The organism is Aulosira sp. FACHB-615 (assembly GCF_014698045.1).
GTDB lineage: Bacteria > Cyanobacteriota > Cyanobacteriia > Cyanobacteriales > Nostocaceae > Nostoc_B.
Genome location: NZ_JACJSE010000003.1, coordinates 41,664 through 60,077, shown reverse-complemented (window position 1 = coordinate 60,077; position 18,414 = coordinate 41,664). Strand labels below are relative to the sequence as shown.

17 protein-coding genes are annotated in these 18,414 nt (G+C 42.6%); 15 read left to right on the top strand and 2 right to left on the bottom strand.

From position 1 onward, the window contains the following. Positions 1-345 precede the first annotated feature (345 nt). From H6G77_RS05105 to H6G77_RS05070, 8 genes are all read left to right on the top strand, one after another. Complete coding sequence (locus tag H6G77_RS05105) at positions 346-765, top strand: phosphomannose isomerase type II C-terminal cupin domain (protein WP_190591681.1); 420 nt, start codon at positions 346-348, stop codon at positions 763-765. A gap of 316 nt (positions 766-1,081) precedes the next feature. Next, positions 1,082-1,429: an iron-sulfur cluster assembly accessory protein gene (locus H6G77_RS05100; protein ID WP_190675958.1), complete on the top strand. Its 348-nt coding sequence runs from the start codon at positions 1,082-1,084 to the stop codon at positions 1,427-1,429. A 116-nt stretch (positions 1,430-1,545) separates the two neighbouring features. Continuing rightward, positions 1,546-1,932, top strand: a complete 387-nt coding sequence (rpsL, locus tag H6G77_RS05095; RefSeq protein WP_062297066.1) for a 30S ribosomal protein S12 — start codon at positions 1,546-1,548, stop codon at positions 1,930-1,932. Between the two features lie 404 nt (positions 1,933-2,336). Further along, positions 2,337-2,807 carry a 30S ribosomal protein S7 gene (gene rpsG, locus H6G77_RS05090; protein ID WP_190591634.1) on the top strand — a complete coding sequence of 157 codons (471 nt, stop codon included), beginning with the start codon at positions 2,337-2,339 and terminating at the stop codon, positions 2,805-2,807. Between the two features lie 138 nt (positions 2,808-2,945). Then, on the top strand, positions 2,946-5,024 hold the full coding sequence (fusA, locus tag H6G77_RS05085; RefSeq protein ID WP_190591635.1) for an elongation factor G: 2,079 nt from the start codon (positions 2,946-2,948) through the stop codon (positions 5,022-5,024). 22 nt (positions 5,025-5,046) lie between these two features. After that, positions 5,047-6,276, top strand: a complete 1,230-nt coding sequence (gene tuf, locus H6G77_RS05080; protein ID WP_190591636.1) for an elongation factor Tu — start codon at positions 5,047-5,049, stop codon at positions 6,274-6,276. Positions 6,277-6,426: 150 nt separating this feature from the next. After that, positions 6,427-6,744, top strand: coding sequence for a 30S ribosomal protein S10 (rpsJ, locus tag H6G77_RS05075; protein WP_015113498.1), 318 nt, complete (start codon positions 6,427-6,429; stop codon positions 6,742-6,744). Positions 6,745-7,066: 322 nt separating this feature from the next. Beyond that, positions 7,067-7,717, top strand: coding sequence for an LON peptidase substrate-binding domain-containing protein (locus tag H6G77_RS05070; protein ID WP_062297079.1), 651 nt, complete (start codon positions 7,067-7,069; stop codon positions 7,715-7,717). Between the two features lie 294 nt (positions 7,718-8,011). On the opposite strand, the gene pheA is transcribed toward H6G77_RS05070, so the two are convergent. Next, positions 8,012-8,890, bottom strand: coding sequence for a prephenate dehydratase (pheA, locus tag H6G77_RS05065; RefSeq protein WP_190870996.1), 879 nt, complete (start codon positions 8,888-8,890; stop codon positions 8,012-8,014). Between the two features lie 701 nt (positions 8,891-9,591). Here pheA and H6G77_RS05060 point away from each other — a divergent pair. Beyond that, positions 9,592-10,179, top strand: coding sequence for a DUF1997 domain-containing protein (locus H6G77_RS05060; protein ID WP_190591638.1), 588 nt, complete (start codon positions 9,592-9,594; stop codon positions 10,177-10,179). 330 nt (positions 10,180-10,509) lie between these two features. On the opposite strand, the gene H6G77_RS05055 is transcribed toward H6G77_RS05060, so the two are convergent. Further along, positions 10,510-11,376: a metallophosphoesterase gene (locus H6G77_RS05055; RefSeq protein ID WP_313954482.1), complete on the bottom strand. Its 867-nt coding sequence runs from the start codon at positions 11,374-11,376 to the stop codon at positions 10,510-10,512. Between the two features lie 415 nt (positions 11,377-11,791). Here H6G77_RS05055 and der point away from each other — a divergent pair, with 415 nt between their 5' ends. From der to H6G77_RS05025, 6 genes are all read left to right on the top strand, one after another. Beyond that, the gene (der, locus tag H6G77_RS05050; protein WP_190591639.1) at positions 11,792-13,153 is read left to right on the top strand and encodes a ribosome biogenesis GTPase Der; all 1,362 of its coding nucleotides are present in this window, start codon (positions 11,792-11,794) and stop codon (positions 13,151-13,153) included. A 236-nt stretch (positions 13,154-13,389) separates the two neighbouring features. Next, a complete protein-coding gene (locus H6G77_RS05045; RefSeq protein WP_190870995.1) occupies positions 13,390-14,310 on the top strand; it encodes an energy-coupling factor transporter transmembrane protein EcfT in 921 nt (306 codons plus the stop codon). A gap of 14 nt (positions 14,311-14,324) precedes the next feature. Beyond that, positions 14,325-15,914 carry an anthranilate synthase component I gene (locus tag H6G77_RS05040; protein ID WP_190870994.1) on the top strand — a complete coding sequence of 530 codons (1,590 nt, stop codon included), beginning with the start codon at positions 14,325-14,327 and terminating at the stop codon, positions 15,912-15,914. Positions 15,915-16,454: 540 nt separating this feature from the next. Further along, a complete protein-coding gene (pipX, locus tag H6G77_RS05035; RefSeq protein WP_190591642.1) occupies positions 16,455-16,733 on the top strand; it encodes a transcriptional coactivator PipX in 279 nt (92 codons plus the stop codon). Further along, positions 16,730-17,398 carry a YggS family pyridoxal phosphate-dependent enzyme gene (locus tag H6G77_RS05030; RefSeq protein ID WP_190870993.1) on the top strand — a complete coding sequence of 223 codons (669 nt, stop codon included), beginning with the start codon at positions 16,730-16,732 and terminating at the stop codon, positions 17,396-17,398. The genes pipX and H6G77_RS05030 overlap by 4 nt, the downstream gene beginning before the upstream one ends. A gap of 363 nt (positions 17,399-17,761) precedes the next feature. Further along, a complete protein-coding gene (locus H6G77_RS05025) occupies positions 17,762-18,358 on the top strand; it encodes a cell division protein SepF (protein ID WP_190591644.1) in 597 nt (198 codons plus the stop codon). Positions 18,359-18,414: the final 56 nt, after the last annotated feature.

Below are 18,414 nucleotides of genomic sequence, written 5' to 3'. Positions count from 1 at the left end.
TACAGGTTGGTGGAAATAAACAGACCATAAGAAATTGCTAAAAGGCTTGTGGTATGAATATTCTTTCTTTTGACTTTTGACTTTTGCCTTTTGCCTTGTTGTACTAGCCTCTAACCTCCCAAACTAATTTGTTAAAGATTAGAATAAGCTGTTTTGTCGCTAGGTAAAGAGTTTATGTATTCACGAGAGTTTTAGTCGTGACTCTTTACACCCCAAAGTTTGATTTTGTTATGGTTAGCAAGGTGTAATTGAATTACTGGTTTTCACGGTTGCAAGATTGCGCCAGATTTTTCCATCAATGGTTAAGAGAAAGGACAGCTTGCTATGTCTCCAAATGAGGTAACTATGGCTCAATATCAAGAAACCGCACCTGCTAAGACTCTACCACTGCCTGCGGCGATCGCTAATCGAAGTGTTGCTGCAACCGAATTGCGCCCTTGGGGTTCTTTTACTATTTTGGAAGAAGGACGTGGATATAAAATCAAGCGCATCGAAGTTAAACCCGGACATCGCCTCAGCTTGCAAATGCACCACCATCGCAGCGAACACTGGATTGTTGTTTCTGGCACCGCCAGAGTAACTTGTGGCGACCAAGAAGTACTATTGGGTAATAATCAATCAACCTACGTACCTCAATGCACCTCCCACCGTTTAGAAAATCCTGGGGTAATTCCTTTAATTTTAATTGAGGTACAAAATGGCGAATATTTGGGTGAAGATGACATTATTCGCTACCAGGACGATTATTCTCGTACAGAAAACTAATCCTCATCGGTTAATTTATTCGTCCTAACAATAAAACTCCGTAAATTTCTCACCTTAGTTATCCAGAAATTTACGGAGGTGAAATTACCAAAAGAACTAGTTAATAGTTTAGCTGCTACTTTTAACGCTACAAATCGGTATTATTTTCATCACTCAGTATTCAGTTAATCAATTATTTTTCGGCAATGAAGCAAGCTCACAGTGGCTTTTGCAAGTAAACCTCTTCATTTACAATGAAATAGCCAAAATCAGTTTTTTGAGTTTTTCAACTCCGCCATATTTTTTTAACAGGCTATGTAACTGCCCAAAAAATTCAATGATTCAACTGAGTCAAGCTGCTAAAATTGAAATTGAACGATTAAAGTCTAAGCAAAAATCCAATACCTTGGTGAGATTAGCCGTTAAACCAGGGGGATGCTCAGACTTATTTTACGATATGTCATTTGCTGAGGTTGTCCAACCAGGCGATCGCACCTTTGAAATTGGTGGTCTGCAAATTCTAGTTGACCATCAAAGTTTACAATACATCAATGAGTTAGTATTAGATTATTCCGAAGACTTGATGGGGGGAGGATTCCGTTTCCATAACCCTCAAGCTATTACTACCTGTAGTTGTGGCAATTCGTTTGCAATTCATCAAGATTCCATAGTCAATGGTCAGTAGTCAAATAGTTTATCACTATTGACCAGTCAAATTAGTTTGACAAAAAAGTACTAAAAAAGATATAATCAGGATTTGTTAAAACTTAGACCCCTAAGCAGCTTCACGCGCTGTGACCCATGCCAACCATACAGCAACTAATACGTAGCGAACGCGAAAAAGCGCGTCAGAAAACCAAGTCTCCAGCTCTCAAGCAATGCCCGCAACGGCGCGGTGTTTGTACAAGAGTCTACACAACCACACCTAAAAAGCCTAACTCAGCTCTCCGTAAGGTAGCAAGGGTAAGACTGACATCTGGATTTGAGGTAACAGCCTACATTCCAGGCATTGGTCACAATTTACAAGAACACTCCGTAGTCATGATTCGTGGCGGCCGGGTTAAAGACTTACCGGGCGTAAGATACCATATCATTCGTGGCACATTAGATACGGCGGGCGTAAAAGATCGCAAACAAGGTCGTTCCAAGTATGGAACCAAACGCCCGAAAGAAGCCGCTAAAAAATAAGGCAGAGGCGATTAGTCGTGCCTAAAGGCGATTAGTCGCTTTCTCTGGAAGCGATAAAAATATAAAAAGTTAGCGATCGCCCTTAAACAGTTGTGAAAATAGATATAAGCGTCTATTTTCAAAATTTAAATTAGTTAAGCTACCACTGCCAGCCTGCACTCAGCGAGCAAGTGTAGGTTTAGTTGAGATTGCTGTAAGCGACAGCAGCATTTTCATTTGTCAACTCATACCTGTGATGTTGTCGCTTTGTCTATCCCGTCCAAGATAGCAAATCAGCAATTCAGGGTCGCTGCAAATGTGTAAAAAAATTGCAGCAGTATTAAGTGGCAGCTTCCACCACTCCAGTACTGCGCGGTCTGATAGCATATAATTTCGTTGCCAAATTCCGAATGTAAGGGTAAAGTATGTCTCGTCGTGGTGTAGTTCAGAGGCGGCCAGTTCCGCCTGACTCCGTTTACAATAGTCGGCTGGTGAGCATGATAATTCGCCGGATCATGCGTCACGGCAAAAAATCACTAGCTGCACGCATTGTCTATGATGCACTCAAAACAATTGAAGAGCGCACAGGTAATGCAGCACTAGAAACCTTTGAAAGAGCAGTGCGTAATGCCACACCATTGGTAGAAGTTAAAGCGCGTCGGGTGGGTGGTGCAACCTACCAAGTACCAATGGAAGTACGTTCAGAACGTGGTACTACCTTAGCACTGCGTTGGTTAGTACAATTTTCTCGCTCCAGACCAGGGCGGACAATGGCTGGCAAATTAGCTAATGAGTTAATGGATGCAGCCAACGAAACAGGTAACGCAATCCGTAAGCGTGAAGAAACGCACCGGATGGCTGAAGCCAACAAAGCCTTTGCACACTATCGTTATTAAGCAGCACAGCGATATATCTTGCCTCAAGCGGTATATCGCCGACTGAATAAAAATCCAGACGGGAATCCGTAAAAGTATAGAATCTTAACAAAGAGTAATATACAAGATATCATGAGGCAAAAACTATAGGAGGCTACTGTGGCACGTATAAACCCGCTAGAGAAAGTACGCAATATCGGTATTGCGGCGCACATAGATGCGGGCAAAACAACAACAACAGAGAGAATATTATTTTACTCTGGGATAATTCATAAAATTGGTGAAGTTCACGAAGGAACAGCTGTAACCGACTGGATGGAACAGGAGCGGGAGCGGGGAATCACCATCACTGCTGCGGCAATCAGTACCAGTTGGAAAGATTATCAAATTAACATTATCGATACTCCTGGTCACGTAGACTTCACAATTGAAGTAGAACGCTCCATGCGCGTATTAGATGGTGTAATTGCTGTATTTTGTTCTGTAGGTGGAGTACAACCACAATCGGAGACAGTGTGGCGGCAAGCAGACCGTTACGCAGTACCTCGGATCGCCTTTATTAATAAAATGGATCGCACAGGCGCGAACTTCTATAGAGTTCACGAACAAATGCGCGATCGCCTAAGAGCAAATGCCATTGCAATTCAACTGCCCATTGGTAGCGAAAACGACTTCAAAGGCATTGTAGACTTGGTGCGGAAGCGTGCATACATTTACAACAACGACCAAGGTACAGATATCCAAGAAACGGATATCCCTTCAGAGGTGCAAGAGCAAGCTGAAGAGTACTACACCAAGCTGGTAGAAGCAGTAGCTGAAACCGATGACGCTTTGATGACTAAGTACTTCGATGGCGAAGCACTGACAGAAGAAGAAATCCGGGCAGCCCTTCGCAAAGGGACAATTGCCGGCACAATCGTGCCTGTGCTTTGTGGTTCAGCCTTTAAAAACAAAGGCGTGCAGTTAATGTTGGATGCAGTTGTAGATTACCTACCCGCGCCAACAGAAGTGCCTCCCATTCAAGGCACACTTGCAAATGGTGATACAGTCGAGCGCCGGGCGGATGACAACGAACCTCTAGCTGCTTTGGCATTTAAGATTATGGCTGACCCTTACGGTCGCCTAACCTTTGTTCGTGTTTATTCTGGTGTTCTGAAAAAAGGTAGTTATGTATTAAACGCTACCAAAAATAAAAAAGAACGCATTTCCCGCTTAGTTCTAATGAAGGCAGATGATCGCCAAGACGTAGAGGAACTACGGGCTGGTGACTTGGGTGCTGCGTTAGGATTAAAAGATACCTTAACAGGTGATACTATCACTGATGAAGGCGCACCAGTAATACTGGAATCCCTATTTATTCCAGAGCCTGTGATCTCGGTAGCGGTTGAACCCAAAACCAAGAACGACATGGATAAGCTATCCAAGGCTCTGCAATCTCTCTCCGAAGAAGACCCAACCTTCCGCGTCAATGTTGATCCAGAAACAAACCAAACTGTAATTGCAGGGATGGGAGAACTCCACCTAGAAATTCTGGTGGATCGGATGTTACGCGAATTCAAGGTGGAAGCGAATGTTGGTGCGCCACAAGTAGCTTACCGCGAAACGATTCGGAAAGCAGTTACCAACGTGGAAGGTAAGTTCATCCGCCAAAGTGGTGGTAAGGGTCAATATGGTCACGTTGTGATCAATTTGGAGCCAGGAGAACCCGGTAGCGGCTTTGAATTCGTCTCTAAAATTGTCGGTGGCGTAGTACCTAAAGAGTACATTGGCCCCGCCGAGCAAGGTATGAAAGAAAGCTGTGAATCTGGTATTTTAGCTGGATATCCCCTGATTGACGTAAAAGCGACGCTAGTTCATGGTTCTTACCACGATGTAGACTCTTCGGAAATGGCTTTCAAAATTGCTGGTTCAATGGCGATGAAAGAAGCTGTGCTGAAAGCTTCACCAGTACTATTAGAGCCTATGATGAAAGTTGAAGTGGAAGTTCCTGAAGACTTTATCGGGAACGTTATTGGAGACCTCATCTCCCGCCGAGGGCAGATTGAAAGCCAAAGCACTGAACAGGGACTCGCTAAAGTGGCATCCAAAGTTCCACTGGCGACCATGTTTGGCTACGCTACCGATATCCGGTCGAAAACCCAAGGTCGAGGTATTTTTACGATGGAGTTCAGCCACTACGAAGAGGTGCCTCGCAGCGTGGCTGAAACTATCATTGCAAAAAGCAAAGGGAACGCTTAATTAAAAAAGGAAACGAGCATTCATGGCACGCGCAAAGTTTGAAAGAACTAAACCCCACGTTAACATCGGTACTATTGGACACGTTGACCACGGTAAAACAACTTTAACAGCAGCTATCACCATGACCTTGGCTGCTCTCGGTAAAGCTGTAGCTAGAGCCTACGACCAAATCGATAACGCACCAGAAGAAAAGGCACGGGGTATCACAATTAACACAGCTCATGTGGAGTATGAAACCGAAAATCGGCACTATGCTCACGTAGACTGTCCAGGACACGCTGACTATGTGAAGAACATGATCACTGGTGCAGCCCAAATGGATGGCGCTATCCTCGTAGTTGCAGCTACCGATGGTGCTATGCCTCAAACCCGCGAACACATCCTACTGGCAAAACAAGTAGGTGTTCCCAACCTCGTCGTCTTCTTGAACAAAGTAGATATGATCGACGACGAAGAACTGTTAGAGTTGGTAGAACTCGAACTGAGAGAATTGTTGAGCGACTATGAGTTTGATGGTGATAATATCCCCATCATCCGAGGTTCCGGTCTGAAAGCTCTGGAGAAAATGACCGCCAGCAATAAAACCCAAAAAGGTGAAGATCCGTGGGTAGATAAAATCTACGAACTCATGGAAGCTGTCGATTCCTACATTCCTGACCCAGAGCGCGATATTGACAAGCCCTTCTTGATGGCTGTAGAAGACGTATTCACCATCACAGGTCGTGGTACGGTTGCTACTGGACGTATCGAACGCGGCAAAGTTAAGGTGAACGATAACGTAGAGCTAGTGGGTCTGAGAGAAACTCGTAACACCACCGTCACCGGGATTGAAATGTTCAAGAAGAGCCTTGAGGAAGGCTTGGCTGGGGACAACGCTGGTGTACTACTGCGTGGTCTGAAGAAAGAAGACGTTGAGCGCGGTATGGTACTAGCAAAACCTGGTTCCATTACTCCTCACACCCAATTTGAAGGGGAAGTATACGTGCTGACCGAAAAAGAAGGTGGTCGCAAAACCCCATTCTTCGCTGGCTACCGTCCTCAGTTCTATGTGCGGACAACTGATGTAACCGGCACCATCAAAGAGTTTACATCTGATGAAGGTTCAGCAGTAGAAATGGTAATGCCAGGCGATCGCATCAAAGCGACAATAGAATTGATCAGCCCGATCGCTATTGAACAAGGTATGCGCTTTGCGATTCGTGAAGGTGGCCGCACCATCGGTGCTGGTGTCGTCTCCAAAATCCTCAAGTAGTACCTTTTTACCCTAAATAATGAAGAGCAGAGATGCTAAGATGCCTCTCTGCTCTTTTAGCTGAACTTAATTGCGGGAATAGGGAGTAGGATAAACAAACTACTCCCCACTCCCCACTCCCCTAATAAATCAGAACCTGGAAAATTAAAGATGGCAACTCTACAACAGCAGAAAATTAGAATTCGTTTAAAAGCTTTTGACCGTCGATTGTTGGATACATCTTGCGAGAAGATTGTAGATACAGCTAACCGGACTAACGCGACAGCCATAGGCCCAATTCCCCTACCTACAAAACGGAAAATCTATTGCGTACTGCGTTCTCCTCACGTAGATAAAGATTCACGGGAACATTTTGAAACCCGTACTCACCGCAGAATTATTGACATCTACCAGCCTTCCTCTAAAACTATTGATGCTTTAATGAAGCTGGATTTGCCATCTGGTGTTGATATTGAAGTCAAACTGTAGTTTAGAAGAATTCAGGAATCAAAACTAATTAACGCATTATTAAACACAGTTAATTTATTCACCACCCATACAGAATACTCTGTGGTAGGCTACTAGCCTTTGCGTCAGGCTTTGCCCAACAATTCAACCTTAGTAGTATGCGTCTAGATACTGAGTTATAGCTCTTAGTTCCTGAATTCTTTACCAAAGACTATAGTGTGAATACGGAACTAGCCCTGAGAAAATTGATCTCAGGGCTTTTTATTTAGTGATAGAATGTAAATAAAGTACGGGAAAGCAGAGAACAATAAATTTTTAAAATTAAATTTATTCTAAGGTAACAATGACATCTTCATCTAGAATTGCTGTTCGTGAACTACCTCTGTTCCCGTTACCCGAAGTAGTTCTTTTTCCTACAAGACCATTACCATTACATATCTTTGAATTTCGCTACCGAATCATGATGAACACGATTTTGGAGAGCGATCGCAGATTCGGTGTGGTCATGGTCGATCCAGTCAAAGGTACAATTGCCAATGTGGGCTGTTGTGCAGAAATTATCCATTACCAGCGCCTACCAGACGACCGGATGAAGATGCTGACTTTAGGACAGCAACGGTTTCGTGTCTTAGAGTATGTGCGAGAAAAGCCTTATCGTGTCGGTTTGGTGCAGTGGATAGAAGATGAGCCACCTAGCAAAGATTTGCGTCCTTTGGGAGCCGAAGTTGAACAACTGCTCAAAGATGTAGTGCGCCTCTCGGCTAAGTTAACAGAACAAAATATTGAACTACCAGAAGAATTACCAGACTTGCCGATAGAGCTATCTTACTGGGTGGCTAGTAACCTTTATGGTGTTGCAGCCGAACAACAATCATTGTTAGAAATGCAGGATACGGCTGCTCGTTTAGAACGAGAAGCAGAAATTTTAACTTCTACCCGGAATCATTTAGCAGCTCGCTCAGTATTGAAAGATACTTTCAATCAGAAGTCATAAGCTAAATTAACTAGAAGATGAGTCTTATTAGCGTTCTACCTTGCAGTTTCCTGATTTTATGTTCATGCAAGAGTAGTCGCTAATACCATCTATACACAGTATCTGACTCCTAAATTCTGCCAATAGAAAATAACTTTTGAAAATACAGCGTTTTTCATCTCAATGAGGTACATTTCTCTAGTCTCTAGACCCTAGCCTCCAGCCTCTATCTCCTATCAACTTGTACTGCACTAAATAAACCGAAAAACCCTATAAATACTATCCAGTATGTAAGTAAGTCAGCAATTGATTTAATTAAGATTCAGAAGTGTTAACTGACAATACACCATAGCTACCAAAAATTTTTAATATTTCTAGATATCCTATTAAATCAGCTAGAGCAGATTGCATTTTTGGTTGTTGAATATCTGTTTCTAGGTCAAGAAAAAATACATATTCTCCTAAAGAACGCTTGGTAGGACGAGATTCAATTCGACTAAGATTAATTCCTAGTTCAGCAAATACTTGCAGAGGTTTAATTAACGCACCAGGTATATTTGCAGGTAAGCTAAAAGCTAAAGAGCTATGAGTGGGATTTAAATTATTGATATGATATTCAAACTTGGCGTTATTTTGACTCACTACCCAAAAGCGAGTACAGTTTTCGGGATAGTCATTAATGCCTTGGGCGAGAATTGGCAAGTTATAAAGTTGGGCTGCTCTAGAAGAAGCGATCGCAGCTGCTGTTAAATCTTGCTTTAATAATTGTAGAGCTTCTGTTGTGGAATTACTCGGTATAATTTGTACATTTGGCAGAGATTGTCCCAACCAATTTTGACATTGGGCTAAAGCTTGGGGATGGGAATAAACCTTTTCAATTTTATCTAAACCAGAAGCGACAGAAATCAAGCTATGAACTATAGGCATCACTAAAGCCAATTGAATTTGCAAACTATCCAATTGCCATAGTGCATCCATTGTCATAGTCACACTACCTTCAATGGAATTTTCGACTGGTACAACTGCTAACTGTGTTTTGCCTGCTGCCACAGCTTGGAGTGACTGCGCTATGCTGGGATATGGACATAAAGTAGCTTCAGTTCCCGTTGTTTTGGTTAGCCAGTTGACATATAAAACTGCCGCTTGTTCTGCATAAGTACCTGGTGGGCCTAAATGAGCAATAGATAAAGACATAATGTTGGAACAGGAACTATTGTGAGATTAATAGACTATACCGCAGCAAATCCATATTTGAAGCAATAAAACATTGATTTAGCTTTGTTGAACTCCACACTGCTGTTCTATCTTAAACAACGATACAGTTTGTAATTGCATTCACTAGCAGACTTACCATATTGCGTATCGGGACAACATTACATCCACCCCAATACATTGGCATAAAACTTTGATTTTTTCTTTTCAGAAGTAATTCCTAACAGCTAAATTTCATATTGAGATATAGGAATCCGGTTTGATTTCTAAATTTATTTGTGTAGGTAGGGAATAGGGAATAGGGAATGGGGAGTCGGGAGTAGGAAAGAAGCCTAATCTGAATGTACTGATTTTTTTCAGAAATCAAATATCAGTCCTATAGCAGTGAGTAGACACACATCACAGAGATGAAATTTGTTCTCTCATTGAACACTGGTATTATTTTTTATATTTTTGTTTCTTATACTGAAAAAAACATTTTTGGAAAATGACTGCAATTTGATTTATAATTATAAAAATATTACTAATTTATTTTAAAAATCTTGTGATTTAATAAATCTATTATTAAAGTCTGAGGTCATACATAAGTAATATCTATGTTTATTATTTGAGTAGATTAAAATAATCATTGCCATAAATTTATTACCATATAAAAGTATCAAATCACTGCTGTCTGCAAAATCATGCCTACAAGATTTACTGCTTCTCAATCGGTAAAAATTGCTGTACCGCAACAGCCTATTCCTATTCAACATTACTTGCGGCAGCCTCAACGATTGGTGAATGCTTTAGTTGATAACAGTCGTGTCCAACAGCTTTCTGAGGAAGTATTTCGGCTAAAAATGCGTCCTCTATCTTTTATGACATTGAGTATTCAACCAACTGTAGATATGAGGGTTTGGGCAGAATCAAATAGTGTAATTTATTTGCGTTCAGTAGGTTGTGAAATCCGAGGGTTTGAGTATATTAACCAACGTTTTAGCCTCAATTTAAAAGGTTATTTATCACCACATCAATCTAGCAATGGTACTCGTCTGGAAGGAAAAGCTGATTTAGAAGTACAAGTAGAACTACCGCCACCATTTTCTCTCACTCCAAAGCCAATTTTAGAAGCTACTGGCAATGGTTTACTCAAGAGTGTCTTAGTTACTGTTAAGCAAAGATTGTTGCATCAGCTACTCATAGATTATCGTCATTGGGTAACATCGCAAATGGCAGAAAAGGCTCTAGAAGATAATAGTGGCGATTTACCAATTTTGAATTTAGAATAATGGGCGTTGCTGATTAGCGGGATGTTTTTTGTGTCGCGCAAAGGCAAGGTAGCGCGTTGGGCGGTTTCTCCGACTTGTAGACGCGCTTTGCGCGGCTTTTCGCAGAGTAGCAACTACCGCGCAGAAGCGCAAAAAAACGATATTTAACTCTTGTTAAAAAGGCTTAATTCATCCCGCATATATACAACGCTGAAAAATATTTACTTAATATTAAATATGTGGTTTATTAAAAATAATGTCTCTCCTAGACTGGCTATAACAAATTAATACTTGATACTAGGTTAAATCCTTACATAGTATGGGATTCAAGATTAATAAAGTAAATTTCTATTAAATCTTTAATTTCATTTGCAAGGTAAATACAGTAATTTCAGGACGAGCAAAAAAACGCAGATGTAAACCTGTCATTCCTAAGCCTCGGTTAGTATACAAAAACATCTTACCTAGCTGATATTTTCCTAAATAATACTGTCTTGCAAAAGGCGGAAGTATAGGCGGTGTGATAAATGGTAGGCGAATTTGTCCGCCGTGAGAATGTCCTGACAGTTGCAAATCAAACCGTCCTGTTGCCGTACTGGTAATAGCAAAATCTGGTTCATGGGCTAACAATATTGCTGCGCCTGTATTGGGTAATTTCTGCATCACTAAATCTAGGCGGCTTTTACCCATCTGCACATCATCTATACCCGCAATATGTAACATTGCACTTCCGCGTTTGAGTGTATAAATATCATTCTCCAAATAGACAATATTGCTTTGTTTTATGGCTTGGATAATTGCTGGAGTATCATTCTCGTGGTCGTGGTTTCCTAATATGGCTACAGTTTTATCTTTGGGTGTGAAGTGATTTAAACAAACTGTTAATGAAGGGATGAATTGTGGTAAATTGCGAGTGACTAAATCACCTGTAATTGCAATTAAATCGGGTTTTTGTTGGTTAACTAGTCGGACTATCCGCTTGAGTCGTCGCGGAGTCATCCAGCGATCGCGGTGAATATCACTAATTTGGACAATGCGATAACCGTTAAATTCTGGGGCGAGATTGGGTAATGTCAGTTGTAAAGAATTAATTTCAATCCAATTCGGTTCAATTAAATGGGCATATAGTAAAGTGCAGCAGCCAAGCAATAAGCACCATCTTATAAATCGAAAAGCTGATCTGCTGGCTTTTATCAACCACTTACGAGTTATCAACACACAATCTCCTTCGCTGTGATTGCCAGTTTTTTTGCCAAGCTTGTTATTGAAGATTTCGAGTGCAGTTTTCTTTTATCAGAGAAAAATAAATAAAGACTCAAGTCATAAGGGAGTGGAGAGTCGGGAATAGGGAGTAACTAGCCCCGACGATTAAAATCGCGGCTATACAAACAAAGTCCGCCTTCTCGGACTAAAGCAAAATCAAGGGTTTAGGAACCCGCGCGGCGGTGACTGATCTTGCGGAAGTGCGGGTTTTGTTCTTGTGCAAGATGAACCACGACTTAAGTCACTTAGTCCAAGGTCAAGATGTTTAAAAACACATTCTTCCCCTACTCCCTATTCCCAACTCCCCACGTTTCTTAAGAATTAAAATAAACAGATGTGATATAATTACTGTTTCTCTACTCCTGGTTTTATGGGACTGCCAATTGTTGCAATTATCGGCCGACCGAATGTCGGCAAATCCACCCTGGTTAATCGTCTCGCTGGGGAACAAACGGCGATTGTCCACGACGAACCAGGTGTGACCCGCGATCGCACTTATCTACCTGCTTTTTGGAATGATCGCGAGTATTTAGTGGTAGATACAGGTGGTTTAGTCTTTAACGATGACACCGAATTTTTGCCATTAATTCGTCAGCAAGCACTAGCAGCCCTCAACGAAGCCAGTGCAGCCATTTTTGTAGTGAATGGTCAGACAGGCCCCACATCAGCTGATGAAGAAATCGCTCAGTGGTTACGTCAACAACCAGTACCAGTACTCCTGGCTGTGAACAAATGCGAATCTCCAGAACAAGGCTTAACTCAAGCAGCCGAGTTTTGGGAATTGGGGTTAGGAGAACCATACCCCATCTCTGCAATTCATGGCAACGGTACAGGCGACTTACTCGACGAGTTAATTAAACACATTCCATCGGTAACAGAAGTACCAGAAACCAACGAAATTAAAGTGGCGATCATTGGTCGGCCAAATGTGGGTAAATCAAGTTTATTAAATGCGTTTGTGGGTGAACAAAGAGCCATTGTCAGCCCCATTTCTGGTACAACGCGAGATGCGATAGACACCTTTATCGAACGTGATGGACAACAATATCGGCTGATTGATACCGCCGGGATTCGCAAAAAGAAAAACATAGACTACGGGACAGAATTTTTTAGCATTAACCGTGCTTTTAAAGCCATTCGCCGCGCCGATGTTGTTTTATTAGTTTTAGATGCCTTAGACGGAGTTACGGAACAAGACCAAAAATTAGCAGGGCGGATCATTGAAGAAGGTCGAGCTTGCATCGTTGTTGTCAATAAATGGGATGCTGTTGAAAAGGACTCTCATACTATCTACGATTACGAAAAAAGTCTGCAAGAGCGACTACACTTTACCGACTGGGCTTCGACTATCTTTGTCAGCGCCTTAACAGGACAACGGGTAGAAAAGATTTTAGAATTAGTTGTGCAAGCAGCAGCAGAACACAAGCGCCGTGTGACTACATCGGTAATTAACGAAGTCTTAGAAGAAGCGGTAAGATGGCACTCACCCCCAACTTCTCGCGGTGGTCGTCAGGGCAGGATTTATTATGGTACTCAAGTGAGCAGCCGACCACCGACAATTGCTCTGTTTGTGAACGATGCAAAACGCTTCAACGACAACTACCGCCGCTATATCGAAAGACAATTCCGCCAACAACTAGGCTTTAAAGGTACACCCATTCGTCTCCTCTGGCGGAGTAAGAAAGTCCGGGATATGGAAAGTGGTAATGTCAACCGCGCAACTCGCGTTTAAGAGTGCTGAGTGCTGAGTAATGTACACTGAGCAAACTTTTACTGAGCGCAGATGGAGTGCTGAGTGCTAAGTATGGAGAAGTAAAAGGAGTAGACAAGGGCGAGGGGGTAGACAAGGTAGAGTGTGCTAAACGTTAAATGTCAGAGCAAAATAGACAAGAAATAGAAACCTTGACTTATCGTACTTGAGAAACTTTAATACTCAGCACTCATAACTCAGCACTCAGCACTTGAAAAATGGATTTACTGCGATCGCTCCCCCTAGGGCTATATTTAGAACAACCGCAAACTTGGCTGCATAAACTTGATCCCCGCGTCAAGATTGCTTGGTTGATGAGTTTTTTAACCAGTTACAGCTTTGCGACTAACGAATGGCGCATCTTGTTAGTCGTGCTGTTAATTATTTTTACATTAGTTGCCAAAATTCCCCGCCGAGTTTGGCAGCAACAATTAGGTTGGTTATTAACCCTTACAGTTTTAGTATTATTTATTGCCGCAGTTAGCCCCGATGGCTTGGGTGTGAATTATCAACCCCGTCTCCCAGCCAATGAGCAAATATTAGCTCCCAAGTCTAACTCACCCAGCCCAACTCCCCAGCCAGCACTCAGCACTAAAAAATACTCTTATGTCTTGTTCCATCAAGGGCCAGTCAGAATCACCCGCCGTTCTTTAGATTTGGCGGTACGTCTGAGTACCATTTTATTTACGGTGATTTACAGCACCAACTTGTATCTGTTGACAACTGCGCCAGAAGAAATCACGGCGGCGATTGAAAGCATTATGCAGCCTTTACGCAGACTCAAGTTACCTGTAACAGAAATTACCTTGACTTTAACTTTATCCTTGCGATTTATTCCCTTAGTTTTAGAAGAAGTACAGAATTTGATTCGCTCAGTCATGACCAGGGCGATTAATTGGAAAAAACTAGGGTTGAAAGGTGCGGTTAAAGTTTGGATGATTGTCGCCGAAAGACTGTTAGAAAATTTGCTCTTAAGGGCAGACCAAATGGCAAATGCGATGATGGTGCGCGGTTTTACCAGCCCTAACGAACACAAAGTCCAGTGGCATGAATTACGACTTAAAAGATGGGATTGGTTTGCGATCGCCACTTTAACTTTATTCTGGGGAGTGCGGGTAATTTCCGGTAATAAATTTTAAGCTGTTCACTCATTATGACCAAGCCTTGGCATTGGCGATCGCTCCCCCTAGAAAATCGTACTGGCGCGGAAATTTTCGCCGCCCTATTTCTACCTACCACATCATCAGGCATTGCTACCCTACTAGAAAGCCCCTACCCCACACCCACAAGCCAACCCCAACTCAGCCGCTATTCCATCTGTGCAGGCGCACCCCGCATCATCGATGGTGTACCGCAGATGTGGACACCGCAATTAGGTCAGGTTTTCCCATTTTTGGAGGAGTTGCTACAAAGTGGGGGTGTAGGGGTACAAGGGTGTACTTCGACTGCGCTCAGTAAGCAGGGTGTAGGGGAAGAAATGTTTCTCCCATCGCCCCCTGCCCCCCTGCCCCCCTGCACCGCTACCCCCCTGCCTCCTCATCTCCCCTTCACCGGTGGTTGGCTAGGCTGGCTTGGCTATGATGTCGCTTGGGAAATTGAACAGTTACCTTTTGCTAAATCTGATACTCTACCCTTCCCCGTGGCTTTTTGGTATGAACCAGAATCGTTTGCCGTTTTAGATCATGTTGAGCAAATTCTTTGGTTAGCAGGTAGTGACATTAATGATGTAGATAGGTTAAAAATTCTTTTAGAAGATAAAAATTCAGGGAATTCACTCTACCAAGTTACCTCCTCACCGCATACACCCATCACTTCTGCCCCTGAGTTCTTCACATCGCAGTCAGATTATGAAACATCAGTCAACCGCGCCAAAAAATATATTCAGGCTGGAGATATCTTTCAGGCGAATCTTTCTTTGCGGTTTACCGCATCTACAACGGCTTCTGGCTGGTCAATTTACCAAGCATTACAGAAAATCAATCCTTCACCCTTTGCCAGCTACTGGCAGACTCCTTGGGGTGAAGTAGTTAGCTGTTCACCAGAACGGTTGGTGCTGTTGCAAAATCAGGAAGCTCAAACTCGACCAATAGCCGGGACGCGATCGCGCGGTACAACCCCAGAACAAGATCATCAACTAGCACAAGAACTACTCAGCAACACCAAAGAACGTGCAGAACATATCATGCTAGTAGACTTAGAACGCAATGATTTAGGGCGAGTGTGTGAATGGGGAACAGTAAAAGTTGACGAACTGCTCACAATTGAGCGATATAGCCATGTTATGCACCTTGTCAGCAACGTTATAGGTACTTTAAAATCCGACCAAAGCGCCGTTAATTTGATTCGTGCCATGTTCCCAGGCGGCACAATCACAGGGTGTCCCAAAGTGCGGTGCATGGAAATTATCGAAGAACTAGAACCTGTGCGACGTAGCCTGTTTTATGGTTCCTGCGGCTATCTCGACTGGCGCGGTAACTTGGACTTGAATATCCTGATTCGTACTCTACTTCTAGCACCCGCATCTCCAGCTAGAAAGCAAGGAAGCAGCAAATCAGAGCCAGAATATCCACAAAATGCCCCACTCCCTACTCCCCACTCCCCACTCCCCAGACAAATCAAAACCGTATGGGGACAAGTGGGTGCAGGAATTGTGGCAGACAGTGATCCTGAAAGAGAATGGTATGAATCTCTGCACAAAGCGCAAGCACAACTAGCAGCCCTGAACCTCATAAATCACCCATGAATCACGCTGAATTAAATTGGTGCAACTCCTAATTTCTGAATGATGACTCATCAAATGTTGGCAATTTTGTGCCACAAAATAATAATTATGGCAACATGGAGAGAAGCCAGCGCCAACATCGATTTTAGGTCAGCTTTGGCTATTTTTGTAGCAGGGGATAAGTGACAGGTTATGGGCTTCGCTGTCAGTTGCGCCCAGTGATACAGTGAGCTTGCAAAACTGCTCAATTTCTGCGTCAGCCGAACGGTGTCAGAGTTTTGAACACTACACCCTCACAGGGAAGTCACAATTCAAAAGCCAGAGAATCTTTAACTTTTAACTTTTGACTTTTGACTTGATTCTGCCCCTTCACCCTTGGTTTTTCGTCTTACTGCGAAGTCCTACTAGGCATCATCAAGGATTTCATCACTGCCAAGCGATGGCAGAAATCACTCAATTGGAGTAGTTTTAACTAAATATTCTGACGAACAGGTATGATCATCGTCTGGATGTTTGTCTAAAACTACAAATCAATATACATACTCCCACCTTGACTCTTAAATGACTCCAGAAAATCCTGAAATCTACATCAATCATCCAACTTGGGGCTTACTTTATCGGATTTGTGTGGTTGACGACAACCAAGATATGTTCACTACACTTTATGCCCAACGCTTATTTTTTCTGGTAACAAACGACGTTAAAGGCATTAAATTTCAACCCATTGGACGTACTGAAGCCAGAATGATGTTAGAAAATCGTTTGCGGACTCTACGCCGTAATGGTTCATCTCAGGAGTACGATCAGCTTCAGAGTGTTTTCCAACGCACGTTCCAATGAGTAGTTCGATTGACGAACATATTGCCAATATTCGCGCCACACTGCCATCTTCGGTCAGGCTAATTGCTGTCAGCAAGCAAGTTTCGGCGGAGATGATTCGTTTAGCTTACAACGCCGGAATTCGTGATTTTGGCGAAAGCCGTATCCAAGAAGCTGCCACTAAACAAGCTCAGTTACAGGACTTATCTGATATTACTTGGCATTTGATTGGACATTTGCAAAGTAATAAAGCCAAAAAAGCCCTAGAACTATTTGAGTGGATTCACTCTGTAGATAATTTGAAGCTGGCGCAGCGATTAAATCAATTAGCACAGCAGCTAGGAGTTACCCCAAAAGTCTGTCTGCAAGTCAAAATCCTTCCAGACCCGCAAAAATCAGGTTGGACTGTTCCAGAATTACTGGCAGACTTAGGGGAACTCAACCAGTGCCAGTTTTTACAAATTCAAGGATTGATGACAATTCCGCCTCTGGGGTTGACTGAGGCGGAAATTTTGCATGTATTTAATAGCACTCATGATTTAGCAAAACAAATTCAGTTACAAAACTTGCCAAATGTTCAAATACAGGAACTGTCGATGGGGATGTCTGGGGATTATCAACTGGCAGTCCAAGCGGGAGCAACGATGGTAAGATTGGGAACTATTTTATTTGGCGATCGCCAATAGTTTCCCTGACAGCAATTCTTGACTATTTGTACCAGAGCTTCTAGGTAAGAAATACAGATAATTGTCCTAGAGTTCTGGTACAATAAAACACTAAAAAAATCATTAACAAAAGTAACGAAACATCAAAAAAACCTGTAATTAAGCTTTATATCCTAAAATCTTTGGGATATAATCTTGACTCATTATTGTATCTAGGTTAAGGTACAGGCGTTTACAAAAGCGTCCGTTCATTATCTATAGTTGTAACAGAAGCTACAAACAACGATAAGATTACTAAATTGTCCGTCCTTTGTAGTGATCTTTAGTGGCTACATCAACTATCAGCCAAATCGATAAAGGTAATTTGCATCAGGAGCGTACCAAATGAACAATATATTTTCCAAACTGCGAGATTTCGTAGGGCTGAACGAGCAGGTAGAATACGAATATTATGAGGAAGAACCAGATACAGATCACTACCAAAATCTGTATCAAGAGGAAAATCCTCAACCTGCACCAGCAGAAGCTACTACACAGAATCGACGTTGGCGGGAACCCATGTCTACAATGGGTAATGATGTAGCAACAGGATCAAAGTCTACGATGGGGAACGTAATTGGTATGCCAGGAGCAGTAAACGGGATTTCTGAAGTATTAGTGCTTGAACCTCGTACATTTGAAGAAATGCCCCAGGCAATTCAAGCGTTACGTGAGCGCAAATCAGTTGTACTCAACTTGACAATCATGGACCCGGATCAAGCTCAAAGAGCAGTTGATTTTGTTGCTGGTGGAACTTACGCGTTAGATGGACATCAAGAGCGGATTGGAGAAAGCATCTTTTTGTTTACGCCAAGCTGCGTACAAGTCAGCACCCAAGGTGGAGTTATTCATGAAGTACCACAACCGCCAGCGCGTCCTGTACGTACCGCCCCAACTGCCACACCAAACTGGGGAAATGAACCTAACCGCATGGCACAATAAATTGAAATTAGTCATTAGTCCTTTGTCCTTCGTCCTTTGTCCCTCGTTCTAAGATA

What these genes read in the sequence shown, in the direction of transcription:
- H6G77_RS05045 (WP_190870995.1), top strand. Translation starts at nt 13,390, where the DNA reads ATGGATTTACTGCGATCGCTCCCCCTAGGGCTATATTTAGAACAACCG.
- tuf (WP_190591636.1), top strand. Translation starts at nt 5,047, where the DNA reads ATGGCACGCGCAAAGTTTGAAAGAACTAAACCCCACGTTAACATCGGT.
- der (WP_190591639.1), top strand. Translation starts at nt 11,792, where the DNA reads ATGGGACTGCCAATTGTTGCAATTATCGGCCGACCGAATGTCGGCAAA.
- H6G77_RS05030 (WP_190870993.1), top strand. Translation starts at nt 16,730, where the DNA reads ATGAGTAGTTCGATTGACGAACATATTGCCAATATTCGCGCCACACTG.
- H6G77_RS05060 (WP_190591638.1), top strand. Translation starts at nt 9,592, where the DNA reads ATGCCTACAAGATTTACTGCTTCTCAATCGGTAAAAATTGCTGTACCG.
- H6G77_RS05100 (WP_190675958.1), top strand. Translation starts at nt 1,082, where the DNA reads ATGATTCAACTGAGTCAAGCTGCTAAAATTGAAATTGAACGATTAAAG.
- H6G77_RS05025 (WP_190591644.1), top strand. Translation starts at nt 17,762, where the DNA reads ATGAACAATATATTTTCCAAACTGCGAGATTTCGTAGGGCTGAACGAG.
- H6G77_RS05105 (WP_190591681.1), top strand. Translation starts at nt 346, where the DNA reads ATGGCTCAATATCAAGAAACCGCACCTGCTAAGACTCTACCACTGCCT.
- H6G77_RS05040 (WP_190870994.1), top strand. Translation starts at nt 14,325, where the DNA reads ATGACCAAGCCTTGGCATTGGCGATCGCTCCCCCTAGAAAATCGTACT.
- rpsL (WP_062297066.1), top strand. Translation starts at nt 1,546, where the DNA reads ATGCCAACCATACAGCAACTAATACGTAGCGAACGCGAAAAAGCGCGT.
- pipX (WP_190591642.1), top strand. Translation starts at nt 16,455, where the DNA reads ATGACTCCAGAAAATCCTGAAATCTACATCAATCATCCAACTTGGGGC.
- rpsJ (WP_015113498.1), top strand. Translation starts at nt 6,427, where the DNA reads ATGGCAACTCTACAACAGCAGAAAATTAGAATTCGTTTAAAAGCTTTT.
- pheA (WP_190870996.1), bottom strand. Translation starts at nt 8,890, where the DNA reads ATGTCTTTATCTATTGCTCATTTAGGCCCACCAGGTACTTATGCAGAA.
- H6G77_RS05070 (WP_062297079.1), top strand. Translation starts at nt 7,067, where the DNA reads ATGACATCTTCATCTAGAATTGCTGTTCGTGAACTACCTCTGTTCCCG.
- rpsG (WP_190591634.1), top strand. Translation starts at nt 2,337, where the DNA reads ATGTCTCGTCGTGGTGTAGTTCAGAGGCGGCCAGTTCCGCCTGACTCC.